General features: G+C 25.4%; 26 protein-coding genes, 6 tRNA genes and 2 pseudogenes. 11 read left to right on the top strand and 23 right to left on the bottom strand.

The genetic code is table 4. The features are described 5' to 3' along the window. Positions 1 to 23 precede the first annotated feature (23 nt). Positions 24 to 1,376, top strand: coding sequence for a hypothetical protein (locus tag AACK86_RS00760; RefSeq protein WP_338982074.1), 1,353 nt, complete (start codon positions 24 to 26; stop codon positions 1,374 to 1,376). Between the two features lie 30 nt (positions 1,377 to 1,406). Then, positions 1,407 to 1,811, top strand: a complete 405-nt coding sequence (locus tag AACK86_RS00755) for a hypothetical protein (RefSeq protein ID WP_338982073.1) — start codon at positions 1,407 to 1,409, stop codon at positions 1,809 to 1,811. A gap of 153 nt (positions 1,812 to 1,964) precedes the next feature. Here the strand turns inward: AACK86_RS00755 and AACK86_RS00750 are convergent, their stop codons facing one another. The 5 genes from AACK86_RS00750 to AACK86_RS00735 form a co-directional block, all read right to left on the bottom strand. Next, positions 1,965 to 2,357 (bottom strand): transposase family protein, encoded by a 393-nt coding sequence (locus tag AACK86_RS00750; RefSeq protein ID WP_338982650.1) that lies wholly within the window; start codon positions 2,355 to 2,357, stop codon positions 1,965 to 1,967. Further along, entirely contained in the window at positions 2,342 to 2,476 is a 135-nt protein-coding gene (locus AACK86_RS00745; protein ID WP_338982072.1) for a hypothetical protein, read from the bottom strand. The genes AACK86_RS00750 and AACK86_RS00745 overlap by 16 nt, the downstream gene beginning before the upstream one ends. A 154-nt stretch (positions 2,477 to 2,630) precedes the next feature. Next, positions 2,631 to 3,023, bottom strand: a complete 393-nt coding sequence (locus tag AACK86_RS06710) for a transposase family protein (protein WP_338982644.1) — start codon at positions 3,021 to 3,023, stop codon at positions 2,631 to 2,633. After that, positions 3,008 to 3,460: a transposase family protein gene (locus tag AACK86_RS06705; protein ID WP_338982632.1), complete on the bottom strand. Its 453-nt coding sequence runs from the start codon at positions 3,458 to 3,460 to the stop codon at positions 3,008 to 3,010. The genes AACK86_RS06710 and AACK86_RS06705 overlap by 16 nt, the downstream gene beginning before the upstream one ends. 65 nt (positions 3,461 to 3,525) lie before the next feature. Next, positions 3,526 to 3,861: a transposase family protein gene (locus AACK86_RS00735; protein WP_338982071.1), complete on the bottom strand. Its 336-nt coding sequence runs from the start codon at positions 3,859 to 3,861 to the stop codon at positions 3,526 to 3,528. 70 nt (positions 3,862 to 3,931) lie between these two features. Between AACK86_RS00735 and AACK86_RS00730 the strand changes: the two genes are divergently transcribed. From AACK86_RS00730 to AACK86_RS00715, 5 genes and pseudogenes are all read left to right on the top strand, one after another. Then, positions 3,932 to 4,678 (top strand): hypothetical protein, encoded by a 747-nt coding sequence (locus AACK86_RS00730; protein ID WP_338982070.1) that lies wholly within the window; start codon positions 3,932 to 3,934, stop codon positions 4,676 to 4,678. A 30-nt stretch (positions 4,679 to 4,708) separates the two neighbouring features. Next, positions 4,709 to 5,119, top strand: coding sequence for a hypothetical protein (locus tag AACK86_RS00725; protein ID WP_338982068.1), 411 nt, complete (start codon positions 4,709 to 4,711; stop codon positions 5,117 to 5,119). Positions 5,120 to 5,138: 19 nt separating this feature from the next. Beyond that, a complete protein-coding gene (locus tag AACK86_RS06700; RefSeq protein ID WP_422398254.1) occupies positions 5,139 to 5,591 on the top strand; it encodes a transposase family protein in 453 nt (150 codons plus the stop codon). Continuing rightward, positions 5,576 to 5,968 carry a transposase family protein gene (locus tag AACK86_RS06695; RefSeq protein WP_422398306.1) on the top strand — a complete coding sequence of 131 codons (393 nt, stop codon included), beginning with the start codon at positions 5,576 to 5,578 and terminating at the stop codon, positions 5,966 to 5,968. Before AACK86_RS06700 ends, AACK86_RS06695 begins: the two co-directional genes overlap by 16 nt. Before the next feature lie 166 nt (positions 5,969 to 6,134). Further along, a pseudogene (locus AACK86_RS00715) lies at positions 6,135 to 6,443 on the top strand (transposase family protein); the annotation flags it as partial. A gap of 467 nt (positions 6,444 to 6,910) precedes the next feature. On the opposite strand, the gene AACK86_RS00710 reads toward AACK86_RS00715, so the two are convergent. The 12 genes from AACK86_RS00710 to AACK86_RS00655 form a co-directional block, all read right to left on the bottom strand. Further along, positions 6,911 to 7,849 (bottom strand): formate/nitrite transporter family protein, encoded by a 939-nt coding sequence (locus AACK86_RS00710; RefSeq protein ID WP_338982066.1) that lies wholly within the window; start codon positions 7,847 to 7,849, stop codon positions 6,911 to 6,913. A gap of 135 nt (positions 7,850 to 7,984) precedes the next feature. Then, positions 7,985 to 8,073 (bottom strand) — tRNA-Leu (locus AACK86_RS00705). A 5-nt stretch (positions 8,074 to 8,078) separates the two neighbouring features. Further along, positions 8,079 to 8,154, bottom strand: a tRNA-Lys gene (locus AACK86_RS00700). Positions 8,155 to 8,165: 11 nt separating this feature from the next. After that, positions 8,166 to 8,240, bottom strand: a tRNA-Gln gene (locus tag AACK86_RS00695). Between the two features lie 6 nt (positions 8,241 to 8,246). Beyond that, a tRNA-Tyr gene (locus tag AACK86_RS00690) sits at positions 8,247 to 8,330 on the bottom strand. A gap of 10 nt (positions 8,331 to 8,340) precedes the next feature. Continuing rightward, positions 8,341 to 8,416 (bottom strand) — tRNA-Thr (locus AACK86_RS00685). A 3-nt stretch (positions 8,417 to 8,419) separates the two neighbouring features. Continuing rightward, a tRNA-Val gene (locus AACK86_RS00680) sits at positions 8,420 to 8,495 on the bottom strand. Positions 8,496 to 8,627: 132 nt separating this feature from the next. Beyond that, positions 8,628 to 9,908: a glucose-6-phosphate isomerase gene (locus tag AACK86_RS00675; RefSeq protein ID WP_338982065.1), complete on the bottom strand. Its 1,281-nt coding sequence runs from the start codon at positions 9,906 to 9,908 to the stop codon at positions 8,628 to 8,630. Between the two features lie 3 nt (positions 9,909 to 9,911). After that, on the bottom strand, positions 9,912 to 10,316 hold the full coding sequence (locus tag AACK86_RS00670) for a S1 RNA-binding domain-containing protein (protein ID WP_338982064.1): 405 nt from the start codon (positions 10,314 to 10,316) through the stop codon (positions 9,912 to 9,914). Between the two features lie 135 nt (positions 10,317 to 10,451). Further along, positions 10,452 to 11,015 (bottom strand): 5-formyltetrahydrofolate cyclo-ligase, encoded by a 564-nt coding sequence (locus tag AACK86_RS00665; RefSeq protein WP_338982063.1) that lies wholly within the window; start codon positions 11,013 to 11,015, stop codon positions 10,452 to 10,454. 22 nt (positions 11,016 to 11,037) lie between these two features. Continuing rightward, positions 11,038 to 11,451, bottom strand: a complete 414-nt coding sequence (locus AACK86_RS00660; RefSeq protein WP_338982648.1) for an iron-sulfur cluster assembly scaffold protein — start codon at positions 11,449 to 11,451, stop codon at positions 11,038 to 11,040. After that, the gene (locus AACK86_RS00655; RefSeq protein WP_338982062.1) at positions 11,438 to 12,658 is read right to left on the bottom strand and encodes an aminotransferase class V-fold PLP-dependent enzyme; all 1,221 of its coding nucleotides are present in this window, start codon (positions 12,656 to 12,658) and stop codon (positions 11,438 to 11,440) included. The genes AACK86_RS00660 and AACK86_RS00655 overlap by 14 nt, the downstream gene beginning before the upstream one ends. Before the next feature lie 272 nt (positions 12,659 to 12,930). Between AACK86_RS00655 and AACK86_RS00650 the strand changes: the two genes are divergently transcribed. Genes AACK86_RS00650 through AACK86_RS00640 form a run of 3 tightly spaced genes read left to right on the top strand, consistent with a single transcriptional unit; the run spans position 12,931 to position 16,888 of the window. Beyond that, positions 12,931 to 14,928, top strand: coding sequence for a hypothetical protein (locus AACK86_RS00650; protein WP_338982061.1), 1,998 nt, complete (start codon positions 12,931 to 12,933; stop codon positions 14,926 to 14,928). A gap of 1 nt (position 14,929) precedes the next feature. Then, positions 14,930 to 16,414 (top strand): hypothetical protein, encoded by a 1,485-nt coding sequence (locus AACK86_RS00645; RefSeq protein ID WP_338982060.1) that lies wholly within the window; start codon positions 14,930 to 14,932, stop codon positions 16,412 to 16,414. Positions 16,415 to 16,471: 57 nt separating this feature from the next. Then, positions 16,472 to 16,888, top strand: coding sequence for an HIT family protein (locus tag AACK86_RS00640; RefSeq protein ID WP_338982058.1), 417 nt, complete (start codon positions 16,472 to 16,474; stop codon positions 16,886 to 16,888). Positions 16,889 to 16,938: 50 nt separating this feature from the next. Here the strand turns inward: AACK86_RS00640 and AACK86_RS00635 are convergent, their stop codons facing one another. Both AACK86_RS00635 and AACK86_RS00630 read right to left on the bottom strand, forming a co-directional pair. Beyond that, entirely contained in the window at positions 16,939 to 17,886 is a 948-nt protein-coding gene (locus tag AACK86_RS00635; protein WP_338982057.1) for a 3'-5' exoribonuclease YhaM family protein, read from the bottom strand. Continuing rightward, positions 17,879 to 19,573 (bottom strand): phospho-sugar mutase, encoded by a 1,695-nt coding sequence (locus AACK86_RS00630; RefSeq protein WP_338982056.1) that lies wholly within the window; start codon positions 19,571 to 19,573, stop codon positions 17,879 to 17,881. Before AACK86_RS00630 ends, AACK86_RS00635 begins: the two co-directional genes overlap by 8 nt. A 146-nt stretch (positions 19,574 to 19,719) precedes the next feature. Between AACK86_RS00630 and AACK86_RS00625 the strand changes: the two are divergent. After that, positions 19,720 to 20,557 (top strand): annotated as a pseudogene (locus AACK86_RS00625) (IS5 family transposase). A 255-nt stretch (positions 20,558 to 20,812) separates the two neighbouring features. Here the strand turns inward: AACK86_RS00625 and AACK86_RS00620 are convergent. From AACK86_RS00620 to AACK86_RS00605, 4 genes are read right to left on the bottom strand one after another with little or no spacing between them, the layout of a single operon-like run. Continuing rightward, positions 20,813 to 20,977, bottom strand: coding sequence for a hypothetical protein (locus AACK86_RS00620; protein ID WP_338968912.1), 165 nt, complete (start codon positions 20,975 to 20,977; stop codon positions 20,813 to 20,815). Further along, positions 20,971 to 21,915, bottom strand: coding sequence for an alkaline phosphatase (locus AACK86_RS00615; RefSeq protein WP_338982055.1), 945 nt, complete (start codon positions 21,913 to 21,915; stop codon positions 20,971 to 20,973). The genes AACK86_RS00620 and AACK86_RS00615 overlap by 7 nt, the downstream gene beginning before the upstream one ends. Further along, the gene (locus tag AACK86_RS00610) at positions 21,905 to 22,273 is read right to left on the bottom strand and encodes a hypothetical protein (protein ID WP_338982054.1); all 369 of its coding nucleotides are present in this window, start codon (positions 22,271 to 22,273) and stop codon (positions 21,905 to 21,907) included. The genes AACK86_RS00615 and AACK86_RS00610 overlap by 11 nt, the downstream gene beginning before the upstream one ends. Next, a complete protein-coding gene (locus AACK86_RS00605; protein ID WP_338982053.1) occupies positions 22,254 to 22,742 on the bottom strand; it encodes a hypothetical protein in 489 nt (162 codons plus the stop codon). Before AACK86_RS00605 ends, AACK86_RS00610 begins: the two co-directional genes overlap by 20 nt. Positions 22,743 to 22,843 lie beyond the last annotated feature (101 nt).

Here is a 22,843-nt window from a genome sequence, read left to right as displayed (position 1 = left end):
TAAAAATACAAAATATTGCTAATATGTCGTGAATTAAACCTGATCTTTTTAATTTTTTTCATCAGAAATTTGATTATGATTTAGATAATACTAATACTTATCAAGTTGCTTTACTAAAAATTGAACAAGAATTAACGAAAATGCTTGCTAATAAATATAAAATGCAAATATCATTGCCAGAATTTACTGGTGAAAATAAATATTTAGAAGTCGGTGTCAATATTATTGATTTTCATTTTATTATTAGTGATATATCTTTTTATATGCCGATAACAATAGTTAATGTTAAAGATAATCGTTTAGCTAAGTTAGTTCAAATTGTTCAGTTTTTTAATGAACAATATGATTTTAATATTTATCAATTCACTGATATTAACACAGTATTTGATTTAATTAAAGATAAAATTAAAAATGTTTATGAAAATATTGATATGGCATTAATTAATAGTGAGCAAGAATTTAAAAGTGGTAGTGATATTTTAGAAATAAGAGTTAATTATTTTGGTCAAGTTTTAAATACTAAGGTGTTATTAAAAAATATTAAAAGTTATGAAGATGCAAAAAAAGAAATTAATTCTTTTTTTTATAAAACTTATGATTGTGGTTTTAATTCGAAAACTAATTATCAAACTGTTGCTAAGACATTACAAGAAAAGATGAGTTTAGTATTTAATGATCAATTAGCAAAACATATCGCTTTTGAGTTTCTGAATATTAAAGATAATTTGGAAATATTGGCTCATAATTTAAATGCTTCTGGTAATATGTCTATTGCTCTTAATGTTACGATTGGCAATTTTTATAAACTTTCGCAAATTCTTGATTTAGAAAATGTTGGTTGATTGGATCTTGAACTTAATAAAATTTCTGTTAATGTTAATATTGATATTAGCGGTAATCAAATTGCTGATACCCGAAATGGTGCCGATTATTATACTGAATATTTTAGTAAAAAATATGATATATTTGATGAAATTTATAAAAAAATTCATCAAATATATCACAATAGTGAATCACTTTTTAATTATTTTATTGATATTCAATTGGTATCAGGGAATTATTCTGTTGAAAGTAAGCAATATAAAATTGGTAAATATTTACAATTGCAATGTTCAATTAAAGATGATGTTATTTCTAAAATAAATAAAAATTTAAAATTAGGAAAAAGAGGTGAATTATATTTAGTAATAACTGATGAGTCAAAATCAACTTATCGTAATTGAGATTTTATTTTTAAATATTTTTATGCTCAATATGACTATATTGAACTAGCTAGTGGTAGCGATTGAATAAGCAAAGTTAATAATTGATATGGATTATCATTAGATTTTGCAAAATTAAATTTAAAATTTGATTTATATGAACCAGTTAGATAATTTTCATAGTTAATAAAGGAGTTTAAAAATATGAAAGGATGTTTATTAGCTATTGTTCAATTGTTAACAATTGTAAATTATAGTAATAATTTAATTTTTTTTGAAAATAATATTGTTGAACAATTTGATCGTTATGTGAATAATTTTAAGATTTCTAGTTTATTAGTAACAAAAACCGAAAAATTTAAAATGTTGCGAACCTTAGGTTCATATGGTCTTAGTGAAGAAGAAAAAGAATTTTTAAATCATTTAGAAAGCAAAGTAAATCAAACAGCAAATGTTATAAAAAGTAATCAATTTGATAGCTGAATTAATGATTCTAAGTATTTAAAATTTTGTAATCTTAAAGAAGTTTTAAACGACGCAAAAACCGGTAATTATGAATTTATTAGTGGTATTAATATCGTTAAGAACTATAATAGACTTCTTGCATAACCTATTAAAAAAATTACAAATATTTGTAAAAAGACAGTAATAGAAAAATATAATTTTAATTAATTATGTCTTTTATCTAAAAAATTAATATTTTGCCACAACAAAAAATGAATTTATTATTTAAATTCTTTAATTTTAAATAAATCTTTTATGTTAAATTAATAATTGCAAATTATAAATTGAGGCAATTAAATTAAATCTTAAACCAAATCTTTTTCTACGATTACGATATTTTTCTGTCATAATTTTAAATTTTTTAAGAATAGCAAAAATATTTTCAATAATAATTCTCATTTTTGAAACTAGTCTATTATGTTGTTTTTGTGCTTTATTTAAATGGTTTTTCTTTGTTTTCTTTGTAGGTATTAGAACATTATTGTGAATTTTTTGTATTCCTTGATAACCACTATCAACTATTAAATTGGTATTTTTTAAAATTGGGATTTTTGATTCTTTAAATAAAGCATAATTATGTTTTTTCCCAAGTGAAAAACTTGTTGCAATAATTTTTCTGGTTTCTTGTTCGATAATTACTTGTGTTTTAATGGTGTGTTTTTTCTTTTTACCAGAATAAGATTGTTTTTGTCTTTTTTTGGGCGTTGGATTGGAGTTTCGGTAGCATCAATAATAATAGTTTTATCATTAAAATAATAGACTTCTTGCATAACCTATTAAAAAATTACAAATATTTGTAAAAAGACAGTAATAGAAAAATATAATTTTAATTAATTATGTCTTTTATCTAAAAAATTAATATTTTGCCACAACAAAAAATGAATTTATTATTTAAATTCTTTAATTTTAAATAAATCTTTTATGTTAAATTAATAATTGCAAATTATAAATTGAGGCAATTAAATTAAATCTTAAACCAAATCTTTTTCTACGATTACGATATTTTTCTGTCATAATTTTAAATTTTTTAAGAATAGCAAAAATATTTTCAATAATAATTCTCATTTTTGAAACTAGTCTATTATGTTGTTTTTGTGCTTTATTTAAATGGTTTTTCTTTGTTTTCTTTGTAGGTATTAGAACATTATTGTGAATTTTTTGTATTCCTTGATAACCACTATCAACTATTAATTTGGTATTTTTTAAAATTGAGATTTTTGATTCTTTAAATAAAGCATAATCATGTTTTTTCCCAAGTGAAAAACTTGTTGCAATAATTTTTCTGGTTTCTTGTTCGATAATTACTTGTGTTTTAATGGTGTGTTTTTTCTTTTTACCAGAATAAGATTGTTTTTGTCTTTTTTTGGGCGTTGGATTGGAGTTTCGGTAGCATCAATAATAATAGTTTTATCATTAAAATAATCATTTATTAGTGCTTTTTTACCAGCAAGTTGTTGAAAATCAGAGTTTTTAATTAAAATATCTTCAATTCATTTGATATTGCGATAACAATTAGCTTCACTAATTCCGAAATTTTTACCAAGATGAAAATAAGTCTGATATTCTCGTCAATATGATAAAGTCATCAATAATCTATTTTCTAGTGATAATTTATTAGTTTTACCACCTTTTTTAAATTTTTCTATTTCAGCTACTTGTAAAATATCTAACATTTTATTAAAAGTGGATTTTTTTATTCCTGTTAATCTTAACCATTCTTTATCATTAAGAGTATTAAATTTATTATTGTTCATATTTTGATATCCTCATAAATTATATTTTATAAGAATATTTTAATAAAAAAGGTATCGCAAGAAGTCTAATCATTTATTAGTGCTTTTTTACCAGCAAGTTGTTGAAAATCAGAGTTTTTAATTAAAATATCTTCAATTCACTTGATATTCCGATAACAATTAGCTTCACTAATTCCGAAATTTTTACCAAGATGAAAATAAGTCTGATATTCTCGTCAATATGATAAAGTCATCAATAATCTATTTTCTAGTGATAATTTATTAGTTTTACCACCTTTTTTAAATTTTTCTATTTCAGCTACTTGTAAAATATCTAACATTTTATTAAAAGTGGATTTTTTTATTCCTGTTAATCTTAACCATTCTTTATCATTAAGAGTATTAAATTTATTATTGTTCATATTTTGATATCCTCATAAATTATATTTTATAAGAATATTTTAATAAAAAAGGTATCGCAAGAAGTCTAATATGATTTTAGAAGGAATATTAAAAGTATATAATTTCTTATCTCATTTTTTTTCTGATGATAATATTGCTCATATACTCTTAGGGATTTATATTAATAGTCCAAATTTAATTTTTCCAAAAAGTAAATGGGCAGAAGATATTATTGCTTTATTTGTCTCACCATCAATTGATAAACAACAATTTAGTTGTATTTTTATTGATGTTGTTAATTATTGAGAACAAGATTATAATGAATTTTATCATCGGGGTCATTATGCAGCCAATTACAATGATTATGGAATCATTGTTCATGAATTAGGTCATACATTAGCATTTTTATTACTAATGATTAGTAATCCTATTCACGCAACATCATTTAATCGTAATTTAAAAACGGTAGGAGATTGTAAGAAAATAAATAGTGAAATTACTTTCTTAGATACTAATTTTTCTAATTATGACCCTAAAACTACGTATGAATATATTTTTACAGAAATTTTATATCGGAAGATAGTTAATATTACTTCAACAGCGTCATCATTAGCAATTTCATCAGTTAAAAGAAGATTAGCATTATTTACAGCATTGCCAAGTAAATATGGTTGAAAATATAATGAATTGTTATCAACTTCAAATTATTTTGAAGGTGAATATTTTGCTGAGGCTTTTTCATATTGACTTTTAACACCAATAAATCAAAGGAATTATTATTGAGAGTTAATAAATGATTCATTTCAAGAAGCTTTTCAAAAAGCTAAGGGTTTATAAATTTTTCAAAAAATTATTAAGGAGGTATTTATGTGACAAGTTAAACTTGTAATTATTTTGCTTTTATCTTGCTTTACTATTAATAACTTTGCAAATGTTCAACAAGCAGTGAAGCAACAAAATAGTAATATTGTTGATGATGAATGATTTAAGGTTAAAGATGATTGAAATCAAATTGGTGTTCTTATTAAAACTAAATTACATTTTTATTATCAACTTGTTTTTAATATTATTAAAAATCCCAAAACATTATTAACTTATTCTGAAATTGATATGAGTAAAATAAATATTATTGGCTTTAGACATTTACTAGAAGAAAAACAATTGATAGTTAATTTGGAATATGGTAATAGTAAATACTATGATTTTTCTTTTATAATTTTAAAAAATAATAGACTTCTTGCGATACCTTTTTTATTAAAATATTCTTATAAAATATAATTTATGAGGATATCAAAATATGAACAATAATAAATTTAATACTCTTAATGATAAAGAATGGTTAAGATTAACAGGAATAAAAAAATCCACTTTTAATAAAATGTTAGATATTTTACAAGTAGCTGAAATAGAAAAATTTAAAAAAGGTGGTAAAACTAATAAATTATCACTAGAAAATAGATTATTGATGACTTTATCATATTGACGAGAATATCAGACTTATTTTCATCTTGGTAAAAATTTCGGAATTAGTGAAGCTAATTGTTATCGGAATATCAAGTGAATTGAAGATATTTTAATTAAAAACTCTGATTTTCAACAACTTGCTGGTAAAAAAGCACTAATAAATGATTATTTTAATGATAAAACTATTATTATTGATGCTACCGAAACTCCAATCCAACGCTCAAAAAAAGACAAAAACAATCTTATTCTGGTAAAAAGAAAAAACACACCATTAAAACACAAGTAATTATCGAACAAGAAACCAGAAAAATTATTGCAACAAGTTTTTCACTTGGGAAAAAACATGATTATGCTTTATTTAAAGAATCAAAAATCCCAATTTTAAAAAATACCAAATTAATAGTTGATAGTGGTTATCAAGGAATACAAAAAATTCACAATAATGTTCTAATACCTACAAAGAAAACAAAGAAAAACCATTTAAATAAAGCACAAAAACAACATAATAGACTAGTTTCAAAAATGAGAATTATTATTGAAAATATTTTTGCTATTCTTAAAAAATTTAAAATTATGACAGAAAAATATCGTAATCGTAGAAAAAGATTTGGTTTAAGATTTAATTTAATTGCCTCAATTTATAATTTGCAATTATTAATTTAACATAAAAGATTTATTTAAAATTAAAGAATTTAAATAATAAATTCATTTTTTGTTGTGGCAAAATATTAATTTTTTAGATAAAAGACATAATTAATTAAAATTATATTTTTCTATTACTGTCTTTTTACAAATATTTGTAATTTTTTTAATAGGTTATGCAAGAAGTCTATTTAAAGAATCAAAAATCCCAATTTTAAAAAATACCAAATTAATAGTTGATAGTGGTTATAAAGGAATACAAAAAATTCACAATAATGTTCTAATACCTACAAAGAAAACAAAGAAAAACCATTTAAATAAAGCACAAAAACAACATAATAGACTAGTTTCAAAAATGAGAATTATTATTGAAAATATTTTTGCTATTCTTAAAAAATTTAAAATTATGACAGAAAAATATCGTAATCGTAGAAAAAGATTTGGTTTAAGATTTAATTTAATTGCCTCAATTTATAATTTGCAATTATTAATTTAACATAAAAGATTTATTTAAAATTAAAGAATTTAAATAATAAATTCATTTTTTGTTGTGGCAAAATATTAATTTTTTAGATAAAAGACATAATTAATTAAAATTATATTTTTCTATTACTGTCTTTTTACAAATATTTGTAATTTTTTTAATAGGTTATGCAAGAAGTCTAATGTAATAATTAGTTAGCATTGCTAACCATTCAATTTATTCAATGTTATAATGAAGGAAATTAAAAGATTACTAAATATAATATTGAAATTAAAAGGACTACATAATGACTTGTCTTATTTGTGAAAAACTAATTAGCCCCGAAGAGCTAAAAGAATTAAAGGAGCAATATCATCACTTAATACAAATGCACGAAAATAAACTTTTACAAACTCATTTCCAATGTGCAGGTGATGGTATCATATACTAATAAAATGAACCGCGGATTACTCCGCGGTTCATTTTCATTGTACTTAATACTATAATTTAGTTCCTTTAAATTTTCCAGAAGCGATTTCTACATTAATTCGTTTATTAAATACTAATAAATAAACCATTGGTAATACCACACTACCGCCAATAAAATTACCTAACAATGTTGGCAGCATATTCATTATTGAAAATGTTCCAAAATCTTGACCAACCATACCATTATTTAAAAATAAACCAGTCATTCAAACATAAGCATTAGCAACAATATGTTGAAAACCAGAAATTCCAAACGCTAAAATTACAAAGAAACATAATAATACCCTAGTTGCTGAATTTTTAACAGACATATTCATTCAGAATAACCCCGCAATTAAAATATTACAATAAATACCACTAACAAAATTTTTTAAAAAAATTGTCCAATTAAGACTACTCGGACTAGAACCGATTTTCTTATCATAAATATACTTAAAAGCATTATAAAACTCAGAATCAACTTTCATATGTCCCATTAAATAAGTTGATATCGCAACAATTAATGTTCCTAAACAATTACCAACTAATACTAAAGATAAATTTACAAGCATACGACGCAATTTTGCTTCTCTTTTAACTATTGGTAATAATGTCAATGAATTAGAAGTAAATAATGTTCCCCCAATAAAAATAACCATTAATATTGCTGGCGTAAAAGTTAGTCCTGTAATTAAAGCAATCATACCAGAAGGCATACCATTAGGTTTTAAATTTCCATTACTGTCTTTAATAATAAATCCTGATAAAGCAACAATAACAATAACATAAGCAATTGCTACAAAAAAACCTGCCATAATACCAAATAGAAATGTCTTATATCACGGGTCTCGTAATTTTTGAAAAGCATATTCAAATACTTCTACAAATGTCTCTTCATGTGAAATATGATCTTTAATAAGGACAACATTACTATCATCAAAACTATGTAATGGTTTTTCTTTTGAACTCATTTATTAATCTCCTTTGAAACTCATATTAAAAAATAAATAAATATTTTCAATTATTTATAATTATGTAATAAAAGATTAAAAATTACAAGAAAAACAAAATAAAAAAAGCAGAATATTCTGCTTTAAATTTCTTTATGGTACCTAAGGTCGGACTCGAACCGACACAAACTTTAACATTTACTGGAGCTTAAATCCAGCGTGTCTACCAATTCCACCACTTAGGCATTAATGGTACCCCGTGCAAGGCTCGAACTTGCGACCCTCTGGTTAAAAGCCAGATGCTCTACCAACTGAGCTAACGGAGCATAATTAAATTTGGCTGGGGAGGGTGGATTTGAACCACCGCATCAAGGAGTCAAAGTCCTTTGCCTTACCACTTGGCTACACCCCAACATTATGGTGGAGGGAGAGGGATTCGAACCCCCGAACCCGAAGGAGTTGGTTTACAGCCAACCGTGTTTAGCCACTTCACTATCCCTCCAAATAATTTATGGTGCTGGCTATAGGAATTGAACCTACGACCTACCGCTTACAAGGCGGTTGCTCTGCCTGCTGAGCTAAGCCAGCAAATGGTGGGTTGTGACGGGATTGAACCGCCGACCGCTCGCTTGTAAGGCGAGTGCTCTCCCAGCTGAGCTAACAACCCATTTAATTTAGGACTTTATAATAATATAAAAAAAAATTCTCATTGTCAATTATTTTATCTTTAAAAATCCTAAATATAATAATATTAATTTTAAAGTATTAATTATTTAAAAATTAAATAATCCTTTAATTATTAACTCTTACCTAATAACTTAAACATTTTTTTCTTATATACTTCAACACCTGGTTGATTAAAAGGATTAACTTCTAGTAAATAAGCACTCATTGCACAAGCTTTAAAGAAAAAGTACACTAAGTAACCAAACATTATTTCATCCATTGTTTCTAACTCTAAAATAATATTAGGAACTTTCCCCTCATTACTATGCGCATCAATTGTTCCTTCTAAAGCTAAAGCATTAATTTGATGTAAAGAATAATTAGTTAAATAATTCAATTGATCTACATCATCACTATTAGTAGCAATTTTAACATCCAAAGAGGGCTTTTTAACTTGTAAAACTGTTTCAAATAAAACTTTACTTCCCTCTTGAATAAATTGTCCTAAAGAATGTAAATCAGTAGAAAAATTAACACTAGCAGGTAAAATTCCTTTACGATCTTTTCCTTCTGATTCACCAAATAACTGTTTTCATCATTCAGCCAAACTAGACATCTGACTTTCATAACTAACTAACATTTCTACAGGATATTGCTTTTCTTGATGTAATATTGTTCGCACAACAGCATATTTATATGCTTGATTTTCTAAAGTATCATTACTTAAATCTGTATATGCTTGATTAGCTCCCAGCATAACCTTATCAATATCAATTCCAGCCATTGCCATTACAAAAATACCAACAGGAGTTAATACTGAAAATCTACCACCAATATCATCAGGAATAACTAAAGTTTCATAACCTTCTTGATTTGCTAAGTTTTTTAAAATCCCATTTTTAGCATCAGTAGTAGCAATAATCCTTGTTTTAGCAATTGCTTTACCTTTTTGTTGCTCTAATAAATCTCTAAAAAGACGAAAAGCAATCGCTGGTTCGGTTGTACTTCCTGATTTAGAAATAACATTAATAGCAAATTCTTTATCCTTAACATATTCTAAAACTTGATTAGTATATGTTGATGATAATGTATTACCAACAAATATTATTTCTAATAAATCTTGGGAATACAATCCTTTAATCATATCAATAGCTGCTTTAGCGCCTAAATAAGAACCACCAATACCAATAACAATTAAAACTTGAATTTCAGGAATTAATCGTTTAGCAATGACTTTCATCGCTTCTCATTCAGTTTTATTATAATTTTTTGGCAAATCAACTCAACCTAAAAAATTACTGCCAAGACCTTTCCTTTCAGTAATCATTGTTTTATGAATTGAATGAATTTTATCTTGATATTTATTAAGTTCTTGATTTGTTAAGTGTGTATAACTAATATTTGTTTTAATCATCTATTATTCGTCACTTTCACTGATTTGTTCACTATTATCAATTCATTGCGATAAGTTATTAGATAAATCTTCAAATCCTGCTCCTGATTCTTTAATATGTACGGACCCACGATTTTGTTCTTCCTTATAAAGTGCTTTATGACTTAAACTTAGTTGCTTTTTATCAACATCAAAATTTAACACTTCTAAGCGATAGACTTTTTCAACTTCTGCAAATTCATTAATATCTTTAACATATCCATCAGAAAACTGACTAATATGACACATCCCAGTTACTCGCTCTGGCTTTGACTGTGAAGAAGTACTGTCTTCATTAATGTTATCAATGATGTTTTCAATAACATAAAATACACCTCATGGTAAAACAGCAGTACACTTTGCTTCAACAATGTCACCTTTTTTATACATAAAATCTCTCCTTTGATTTCAGTAAATATTTTCATATATTCACATGATAGTTAATTATAACATTGAGAAAAATAAATATTCATTTTTATTTGCAAAAAATTTACTTTTTATAAAAAATATAAATATCTTTAAAAATTAAAATTTTTCAATTCCAATTTCCGTTATTACTTGATGCATTAAAATATCATTTTTATCAACTGTTATTTCTTCTATAGTTTTTTGTCAACTATAACCAATTCCAATAATTGGATTTTTAAAATCTACTAAAGTTCGGTCATAATATCCTTTCCCATAACCAACTCTAGCGCCGGTACTATCATACGCTAAAAACGGTAAGAAACAAATATTAATTTCCGAAGTCATTAACATTTTACATTGCAAATTAGGTTGTAAAATATTGTAATTATTATCAATTTCTAAATCATCAAAACTAGTAATTTGATAAAATAATAAAGAATTATCATCTTGCATTCTTGGTAACCCAACAATCTTGTCATTATTAAAACAAAAACTAATTAAAAGATTAACATTAACTTCTCCCCTAATAGGTGAAAATAAACCAATTATTTTTGCTTTTTGAAAATCGTCATTATTAATAATAAAATTAATAATTTTTTGATCATATTGTTCTTTATCATATTTTACCATTGCTAATCTTACTTTTAAAGATGATTTTCGTAATAAATGTTTATCAAACATCTAAGCACCACCTTATAATTTATTATAACATCATTAAAAATCCACTACTTGCTAATAATGAACATTGCTTACGATTTGGTTGCTTTTTACTATGAGTAAATACAATTAAGTCTTCTAAAATATCACTATCATAATCTTTAACATTAATCATTAATGAATAATTATTTAAAATTGCTATTGCTTGATGTTTTGGTTTATTAGTAATGGTTTGACAAATCAAGTCAGCACTAGAAGTTGCAATTGCACAAGCATAACCCATAAACCGAGCTGAAACAATAACATCATTAATAACTACTAACTGTAAATTTAACTGATCAGCGCAACTTAAATTAGGTTGCAATCGTTCAATTGCTTGGTTATGTTTAATAAAACCTTGATACTGAGGATTTTGATAATGATTAATAATTATCTTTCTTCATTCATTATAAGAAATCATCAATGAAATTACCTCCTGTTTTTAATGCGATAATTAATTTATCAACATCTTCTTTAGTATTATAAATATAAAAACTAGCTCGTAATGAACTTTTAACACCAAGTAGTTGATCAATTAAACTGGCACAATGACTACCACTACGAAGACAAATATTGTGGTTATTAGCTAAATTAACTGATACATCGTGGGCAACAACATTATTAACATTAAAAACTAAAATGCCACTTTTAGCATTAGGATTATAAATTGATACATCTAAATTTTCCCTTCGCATTTCATTAACAGCATAATCTTTTAAACTAGTAATATGATTATGAATTGTTTCTAAACCAATATTTTGTAAATACTTAATAGCTTCTTGTAAACCAAAAATACCAGCAATATTTTGCGTTCCTGATTCAAAACTCATATATCCTTGTAGTAAAGAATACGTTCCGTTCTCATTAATAATAGCATTATTACCGCCACCTAATAACATTGGTGCTAATTTAGATAACATCATATTTTTTCCTCATAAAATACCAATACCCGTTGGCCCTAACATCTTATGACCAGAAAATACTAAAAAATCAATATCTCAATCTTGAACATCAGTTTTAATATGACCAACTGATTGAGCACCATCAATAATAACAATAATGTTAGGATTATACTGTTTAATTGCTTGACAAATCGCTTTAGTATCATTAACAGTTCCTAAAACATTACTTATATTTGCAAAACTAACAATTTTAGTTTTCGGTGTTAATAATTTTTTAATATTAGTAATAGTAATCGTTAAATCTTCCAAACCAATATATTTAATCTTTGCTTGTTTAGTTTTTGCTAAGCGATACCAAGGTAATAAATTAGAACTATGTTCAGCCATTGTTAATAAAATCTCATCATCCTTAGAAATTAATGCTTCTAATCCTAAAGCCAATTGATTTAATCCAAAAGTAGTTGAAGGAATAAAGATAATCTCACTATCCTTACCATTAATAAATTCAGCAACTAGTTTACGAATTTTTTGAATATTCTCATTACAATAATAGGCTAGTAAAAAATCAGTATTATGAGGATTAGTAGAATATTTTAAATAATAATTAATAATATTATCAATAACACATTGTGGTTTTAAACTAGTAGCACTATTATCTAAATAAACAATATTTTTATTTTTCTGAAAAAAGGGAAAATCTTTCTTAATATTTTTTATATCTGTCATTAATTAATTTCTTCCTTTCTATGTTTAACTATTTTAATAATTCATTTAATTATTGTATATCTACAAATATTAGATATAAGAATTTTTAATAACTTTAAGAAATTATTATTTAATTAACTACTAGTATATTTTACCTAATTTAGGCGATAATTGCTATCCTCAACATAAAGTACCCTTATTTTAGAAATTACATTTTTACTATATAGTGTATAATATGTATTGTAAAATTAAATGTTTTATGAAAACTAATATTTAAGGAGTGATTGAGATTAATGAAGAAAAAGATAGTTTTACCATTTGCTTTGGTGTTATCAATAAGTCCAATATTGACATCAGCAGCTTGCTCCAATAAATGAGAATTTATTGGTGATGATGGTTCGCAAGTACTTCTTGACCTTCCAACATTAAAATTTAAAGGATTAGATGATTTTTCAGGAAAATTAGATCGCATTACAATTGATCAACTTTTCAATAATTTCATTAACAATAATGAAATTAAAAAAGAACAATTTGTTGAGTTTACTAAACGCTTACAACTATCTGTTCTTAAAAGCAAAAAAAATGATCCGATATTTAAAAAAAGTTACGATAATATGATGACCAATTTAAATAGTTATATTGAAGGAACTTTACATAAACAATGAGGAAATAATAAAACCAAAGAAGAAGCTAAAGAATATAAAAAATGAGGCGGTGCAGAAGGATTTAAAGATCACTTATTATTAGATAATTCTACTCCCAATAATGTTTATGAAACTTTTCGAAAAAAATTTATTAATGACTTTCAAATTGATTATGATCGCTATAGTATGGAGCAAATTAAAAGAATTGCCAATGATTTAATAAAGAAAATCAACAGCGATGGTGATAATTTTAACATTGATTTATGATATGGTAGTAAAACAGAAACCAAAACTCGGAACCGAGCATTAAGAAAAGCATATGAACTTAATGATAATAATGAATTAAAAAAGAAAATTGAAACTCTTTTCAATACTTTTGCTATCAAGGTAGAAAATCTTGTTAAATTTGATGAGAACAATAAGGTAATAATGAACCCCAATGCTCAACAATCAAATAAATTAAGTAAAGAACAAAAATTTATTGCTGAACAATGATACTTTAATTTAAAACCTTTATTAGTTTCTCAAATTAATTTTAAATATGATGGTAAAGAAAAAAATGGTTCAGAAGATGGTATTGAAACAAAAGATTTTGATGAAAATAAGAATTTAAAAAATATTAATGATTTTTTAAATGATGCTAAAACTAAATCTTTTGAGCAATTGGCTGGTTTATATAGCGATGATAACAAAACAACCTTTGGTCAATTACCTAATTTATTAACTTTAGATAGTTCTAATGATAAATTTAGTCCAATGTTTAAAGCAGCGACTTACGATTTAGCATACGATGGTACTGATGGTGGAAGTATTCCAACTAACTTTGATACCCTTTTAAAGGATTTAAATGATGAACGAAAAGATAGCAACAAAAATATTATTTTTAAAAAAATTAAAATTGGTACTGATAAAGTTGTTTTTATTGCTGATACGAATGAAGTGCGATTTATTAAAATTAATGGTTATGATGACTTACGAAAAGGTTATGATGCTGATGGTGATATTGGCGAAAATCAAGAAAGTGACGGCAAATATCCGGCAATAACTTCAGATAAAAATATGCGTCTTGCTAAAACTCCCTATTTACAATATTTATTTGATGAATTTAAAAAACGCGTTGATGATAATCCTCAAAGTGAAAGTTCTGGTTTTAATCTTTTGAATGAAATTAAAACTTATACTGATTTTTCCCAAAATAATATTGATAATAATGAAAACTGATGATTTTGATTTTGAGATATGATGGCGTGATTAGAACGAGATGATGATAAACCAAATAATGAATGATATAAAGAATATATTGATTCTGACCAAGATAAATGAAGTGCTATTTTAGGTAAAATATTTAAAACTTCTCGTTCTTCACTGTTAGGAACTAAAATTAATATTTTAAGTAAAAATCTAAATGATGAAAATGATGCCATTAATAAGATTCCTTCCAATAAAAATAAAACTATTGGAGCATTAATTGATGTTAATACAGTTATTAATGATAACTTTATGAATAATAAAGATAACTTATGAACTATTAAAGGGAATACTCCCCCATCTATTAAACGTAAAAACAACGATCCTTTAAAAGGGAACCTTTATTCATCAACAGAAATTAATAATTATTGATTACAATTAGAAAAGGAGAAACATTAAGATGCACATACTAAAGAAATTAGTTAGTTTCACGAGTACAATTTTAATATCTTCATCTCCTATTGTAACTGTTATTGCTTGTAGTAAATCTAAAGACCGCATTGATACTAATATATCTGAAAAAACTCAAGAAGAACAATTTATTAAATTATTGGAAATAACCGATAAAAATAATATTACTGGAAAAGCATTATTTGATAAATTTAAAGGTAAGATTAGTGAATATGGTTTTAATGCTATTAAAGAGATTATTGCTCGCAATGAATTTGTTACGATATATGCGAAAATGCGAGGCAAAAAAATTGAAAACTTATCTGAGACAGAAATTAAAAATTATTTGCAACAATTTGATAACCTTTGAAATCAAATAGCAGGTGATAAATTATATCAAGAATACTTAAAAGCAAGATTAAATAATAGTTTCTTAGAACCAACAGTTACTAAACAAGGATACGACATTAAGCAATCAGCGGAATGGCATATTTTAGGAACTTGAAATGAAGAAAAAGATGAGGCCTATACTGATACAATTCAACCAAGCATTAATGACTTAATGACAGCCGAAATCACAAGCGCCAACAATGAAACCATAAATTATAAAGTTAAAGTTCGTGAACGATTTGCTGATTACTATAATGCACAAATTAAACCTACTATTCTTGATAATTTAATGACAATGACTTGATTACAAGATCGGATTTTTGAATTAAAAAAAGATGGTAATTATTCATTGCCTATAAGTTGAACTGTTCCTAAAAGTGTACAAACATTTGATTCAGGTAATGTTTGAGATAGTAAAATAAAAATGGTTTGAGAAGTAAAAGTTAAAAAGGAAAATGAAGAAAATTTACCTAGCGATGATATTATGTTAATTCCAGATACTGATTTCAAAAATAAATTTAAACCTGATAATAATGAAGTCAAAACAATTTTTGATCCAATATTTAATATGGCAGGTTTTCGTGGTTTTGTTGCTTATGGTAATGATAATAATCCTTATGGTGATAACACAATGGAAGATTTTTATAAAGAACAAGTGAAAGAGAGACAAATTGTTGGTTTTGCTAGTAGTAAAGCTCCTAACGATTCTGAAATAAATAAACTTTATACTGAAGCCCGTCGTTATGTATCTAAAATTTATGTTCTCCCAATTTTTGTCACTGATTTGTTTAAAGGTTATAAAATTGATGATGATAAGGAAATTCAAATTGATAAGGGAATAGAATTTGAGTGAAAAAATAATACTAATAAAACGGGAACTAAAAAAAATAGTGCCCGCAATAATACGGGAATACAAACTCTTCCTAATAATCAAAAAACATCATTAATTAATGAATTATTATTTACAATTTCCAAAGATGATAATTTAAAAAAGAATGCTAGTCAATATTTATATACAAAATACATTGTAACTAAGAAAAATATTTACGATAAAAAGATATGAGAAGATTTATCTACTTATTTCCAAGATGAAGAAGATGATTAATTTACAAAAAAAGAGAACAGTTAACTGTTCTCTTTTTTAAACAAGGAGGAATATTAAATGAATGAACAATCTTGTTTATTTTGCAAAATTATTTTACACAAAATTCCTAGTCATATAATTTATGAAGATGAGCATACAATTGCCTTTTTAGACATTATGCCCCTTGACAAAGGACACACCCTAGTTATCCCTAAAATTCATAGTACAAATTTTATTAATACTAATGATGACATCATTTCTTTTGTTAATATTACTGCTAAAAAAGTCGCTAGACAAATTGAAGTGCAACTTAATACTTCAGCATTTAATTTTATTTCTAATAATGGTATTCTTGCCGGACAAACTATTGAACATTATCATTTACATATTATCCCTAAATATTCTTCCCACAGTGGTTTACAATTACCGAAAAATCAAATCGTTGTTGACAGTAAAAATCTAACAGCATTACAAAAAAAACTTAAATTTAATTAAAAAAAGAATTCCTAGATTTGTTAGGAATTCTTTTTTTAATAATTAATTATTTAATTTTCACTGTTAAAATAATTGTGACGATAAAAACTACGATTTTCTAGTCCACCAATGCGTTGTGAAAAAGTTTCATTTTCAATTTGTTCTAAACCACTATCAATCGCATAAATTCTTGCATCTAAATTATCAATATGATGCAAAATTTCTGCTTCCATAATTTGTGGTAAAACTGGCGAACCATATTCATTTTTACCATGACTTGCTAAAACCATATGTTGTAATAAAATCACTTGTTGCATATCTAATTGTAATTTCTCGCCAATGGTAGCAATTTCACCAGCCATAATTGAAATATGCCCTATTAGTTTACCTTGCAAACTATATTCAACTGTTAAATCACCTTGTAATTCTTTAGTTTTTCCCATATCATGTAAAATAATTCCCGCATATAATAAACTTTTATTAATTTTACGATCATTATAAATTTTACAAATCGCTTTTGCTGTTTGTAACATAGTTAGTGTATGTCACATTAATCCCGAATGAATATTATGATGATGTCTAACCGCTGCTGGAGAAATTTTAAAACGATCTTGTTGCGTTTTTAAAATTTCTTCAACAATTTTTTTTCAAAAATTATTTTTAATCTCCCCAATAAACTCATTAATTTGTTCTCACATTAAACTTTCACTAACTGGAGCACTTTTAACAAACAAATTAAGATCTGCTTCTTGTAAAGGAATAATTTCATAATTATTAATTTTAACTTGTAAACTTCTTTGATATTCTGAAACTAAACCATTAATTTCAACAATTACTCCTGCTTGTAATCTAATTGCATCTTCGCGTTGTGAATTTCATAAGCGAGCTTCAATAAGTCCTGTTTTATCTTTTAAAGTTACTGTTAAATATGTTGCTCCATTACTTGCTGTTCCTTGATTAACTTTTTCAACTAAGAATTTATCAAGAACATTACTATTTGCTTTTAAATCTTTAATCATCTAATTTCCCTTTCTTTAAATGTAAATAATTTTTTTCTAAATCGGAAAACATTAATTCCATTTTTATTTTTGCTGCTTTCACTGATTTATCAACACAAACAAAATAAAATTTAATTTTTGGTTCAGTACCACTAGCTCTTATTGCCAACCACGAACCATCATTAAAATAAAATTTTAATAAATCTTGGGGAGGCATATTATATAAACCTTGCAAATAATCTTCTTTTTTTGCTAATTTAATATTATTTAAACTAACAATTGAATCTTTTCTTAACTTTGCTAAAATCGTCTTAATCGCTTTTTGCCCACTAGTACCTTTTAAAACAACATTAACTGTATTAAAGTAAAAATATCCATATTTTTGATAAATATCTTCTAAAACATCTACTAATGACTTATTTTGTTGGCGATAATAATTACAAGCCTCAGCAATAACCATTGCTGCGGCAATACCATCTTTATCACGAGTTAAATCTTTAACAACATAACCATATGCTTCTTCAAAACCAAAAACAAAATTTATATTCCGTGTCTTTTCTTTTGCCATTTCATTACCAATTCATTTAAAACCAGTTAATGTTTTAATAACTTCACAACCATAAGATTTTGCTAACAAATCACTTAAATGACCAGTAACAAAAGTATTATACATTACTGGATTAGATGGCATAATTTTTTGCTGTTTATAATGACTTAATAAGTATTCTAACAAAATTGGTGCTGTTTCATTACCATTTAATAAAATATACTCATTATGATGTAAAACTGCAATACCAATTCTGTCACTATCAGGGTCATTAATAATAATTAAGTCAGCATTATTTTTTTTAGCATATTTAATAGCTAATGTAAAAGATTCAGCAACTTCTGGATTAGGTGATGGTGTATTACTAAAATTAGGATCAAAATCTCATTGTTCTTTAACAGGAATAACTTGATAATTGCTACTTTGTAAAACATTCATTACTCAATCACGACTAGTGCCGTGCTGATTAGAAAAAACTATCTTAATATCCTTTTGTTCATTAGGATAAAATTGTAATGCTTTAACATCTTTAATATATTCTTCTTCAATAATAATCGGAACAGTTTTTATTAATTGTTTTTGAATTGGTTTTAGTAACTTAAAGACATCCTCAATAGCAATATTTTCCATATTATTACCAACTTCATCAGTAACAACTGGTAAAAATTGACAACCATTTTCATCATAAATTTTAAAACCATTATATTCTGGCGGATTATGACTAGCAGTAATTACTGCACCAGCTAAAGCATTTAATTTTCTCACACTATATGATAATAATGGTGTTGGTCGTAAATCATTATTAGTAAATAAGTATACGGGAATACTATAACTAGTAAAAATATTAGCTACTTCTTGACTAAATTCTAATGAATAATGACGATTATCATGAGCAATAACAATTCCTTTTTGTAATTCATCCATTTCATAATTTTTTTGTAAATATTGGATAAAAGCAATTGTTGCCTTCCTAATATTATAAATATTCATTCTGGCAATTCCAGGTCCCATAATCCCACGAATTCCTGCTGTACCAAAACTTAATGAATTACTAAAAGCATCAATAATTTCTTTTTCATTCATTACAATTAATTGTTCTCTTAATTGTGGTTCTAAATCATTATTATTTAATCATTTTTGGTATTCTTTTTGATACGTCATATTTTCCTCCTATTAATTGTTAATCCTTATTAATTTTACTATAAATTTAAAGTAATATCTTATTTTTAATTTATAAATTAGACTTCTTGCGATACCTTTTTTATTAAAATATTCTTATAAAATATAATTTATGAGGATATCAAAATATGAACAATAATAAATTTAATACTCTTAATGATAAAGAATGGTTAAGATTAACAGGAATAAAAAAATCCACTTTTAATAAAATGTTAGATATTTTACAAGTAGCTGAAATAGAAAAATTTAAAAAAGGTGGTAAAACTAATAAATTATCACTAGAAAATAGATTATTGATGACTTTATCATATTGACGAGAATATCAGACTTATTTTCATCTTGGTAAAAATTTCGGAATTAGTGAATCTAATTGTTATCGGAATATCAAGTGAATTGAAGATATTTTAATTAAAAACTCTGATTTTCAACAACTTGCTGGTAAAAAAGCACTAATAAATGATTATTTTAATGATAAAACTATTATTATTGATGCTACCGAAACTCCAATCCAACGCCCAAAAGCCCAAAAAAAGACAAAAACAATCTTATTCTGGTAAAAAGAAAAAACACACCATTAAAACACAAGTAATTATCGAACAAGAAACCAGAAAAATTATTGCAACAAGTTTTTCACTTGGGAAAAAACATGATTATGCTTTATTTAAAGAATCAAAAATCCCAATTTTAAAAAATACCAAATTAATAGTTGATAGTGGTTATCAAGGAATACAAAAAATTCACAATAATGTTCTAATACCTACAAAGAAAACAAAGAAAAACCATTTAAATAAAGCACAAAAACAACATAATAGACTAGTTTCAAAAATGAGAATTATTATTGAAAATATTTTTGCTATTCTTAAAAAATTTAAACTTATGACAGAAAAATATCGTAATCGTAGAAAAAGATTTGGTTTAAGATTTAATTTAATTGCCTCAATTTATAATTTGCAATTATTAATTTAACATAAAAGATTTATTTAAAATTAAAGAATTTAAATAATAAATTCGTTTTTTGTTGTGGCAAAATATTAATTTTTTAGATAAAAGACATAATTAATTAAAATTATATTTTTCTATTACTGTCTTTTTACAAATATTTGTAATTTTTTTAATAGGTTATGCAAGAAGTCTATTAATTAAAAGCAAATAAAATAGTACTCTTTACTAAGAGTACTATTACCAAAATTTTCTATCAGCTTTTAATCAGTTACTTGCTAATTATTGATTTTGTAAAATTATTTTAATTGTTAACGATTTATTAATTTTTTTTTGATATTCTTTAGCAATTTGCAATGCTTTGGGCAAAGAAAAAACCTTATACAATCATTTATCATTATGCATAATTCGAAATAAATTTAAGTCTTTTTGTTCAATAATTAACATTCCGATATCACATCCTCATAATATTCTTGATAACTAATAAATGGTGAATAAATAACTCTTCCTTGTCAATAATCAGGTCTATCCAACTCCATTAATCAAGCCAATGTGGCTGTAATATCATATTGAATAGTTTGCTCTAAAAACTGCCCTGTATTTTTAACACCAGCACCATAAAAGAACACTGGTACTTTAATCTCATAATCATTAAAATTACCGTGACAATCATCACCTTGACCTTTACCACCATGATCAGCAATAAAAACAAATAATGTATTATCTTTCATTTTTGGAATATGACTAATCGTTTCTAAAACCTGTTTAACTCACAAATCAACTTGCATCGCCATTGCTTTAATTTCTGTTGTTTGATGACCAATCTTATGTCCAACAGTATCTGGTTCATTAACATAAACAAAAGATAATTCTGGTTTTTTAGCAATTAAATATTGACAATAATCATCAATAATCATCTGATTAGGTTTAATGTTATCATTACTACTAATTCAAATAGTTTTCTTAGTTGGTTTTCAAGAATCAACATCTTTAACCATCACATTACTTCAATAATCTAATGAATTAACATCTAAAATATATTGGAATTGCGATCAACGAAAAAATGCTGCTGTTTTCAAATTAGTTTGCTTTTTAAATAATGTAAAAATACTAGGGACATTTTTATTATTCACATAATCATAAACACTTTTTGCATCACCTGTTTCAGAATCTCACTGCGTACGCCCATGAAAATTAGGTGCGGTCCCACATAATAATGATGTTCAGTTAACACTAGACATAATCGGAACAACACTCCGACTATTTAACGAATATGCGCCTTTTTCCATTAACATTTTAAAAGTACTTCCGACATTATCTTCTAGTAAATATGATCCATAAGCATCCGACCCAAAAATAACAATATACTTAATATTATTCAACATATTTTATTCCTACCTTATGCAAAACCTCATAAATATTAGTCGTTGAAGCTTGAACTAAATCAACACCAATTAAATAAGCAATTATTGATGCAATATCAACATTACTAGTTGGTCTAACAATTTTATGAGTTTTCCCTTGTAAATGACTATCAATTATATTTAAAGGAATAACTAATTCACGCGAATCTAATCCGCCTTGATTCTCAACTCCTTGATGATATCCCCCAGATGTTGAAGTAATAATAACTGTTGATTGGGGATTTTTCAAAATCATTTCATTAATAGCAATAACTTTTTCTTGCAATAATGAAGCATACTCATTAGTATTAAAACCTTGTTTAACACCAATATCATACATTTCATCATCATAAATAGTTAATAGTTGATAGTTGATATTCATTAATATTAACATCAAGATAATTAATGGTATCCTTAACAATAAAGTCATCTAACAAAAATTTTTCCAACATATTTTTAATCATATGAAAATTAGTAATTACACTTAATTTATAATCAGGCTTTTGCTTTTTAATACTATAAAAAAATGTTGGATACATATTATCCTTAGTATTCAAAACCCCCGTAACCAAACGATTGTTTTCTCAATTAGTAACCCCGTGAAACTCCAATGGCGCACCTGTTAAAATTGAAGCCATATTATATGGTGGTAAAGTTGGTAAAATGGCACGATGCTGTTGAAAATAAATCATATTTTCTTTTGGTAATGTTTGCTTTAAACTATTAATTTTAGTTGTTAACCCTGCAAGAACTATTAAAATAATATTTGTTCGTGGTTTAACAATCTTCTTAGTTTTTTGATAAAGCATTAAAAGTCTCCTTACTTCTATCTAGTTGCTATTATAACGCAAAAAAATGAAAGAAAATTCAAAATTAATAATATTATCCCACACCCAAATAAAAACTGCTT

The organism is Spiroplasma endosymbiont of Eupeodes luniger (genome assembly GCF_964019525.1).
GTDB lineage: Bacteria > Bacillota_I > Bacilli_A > Mycoplasmatales > Nriv7 > Nriv7.
Note: the sequence above shows the minus strand (reverse complement) of the source record. Positions and strands in the feature narration are given on the sequence as shown.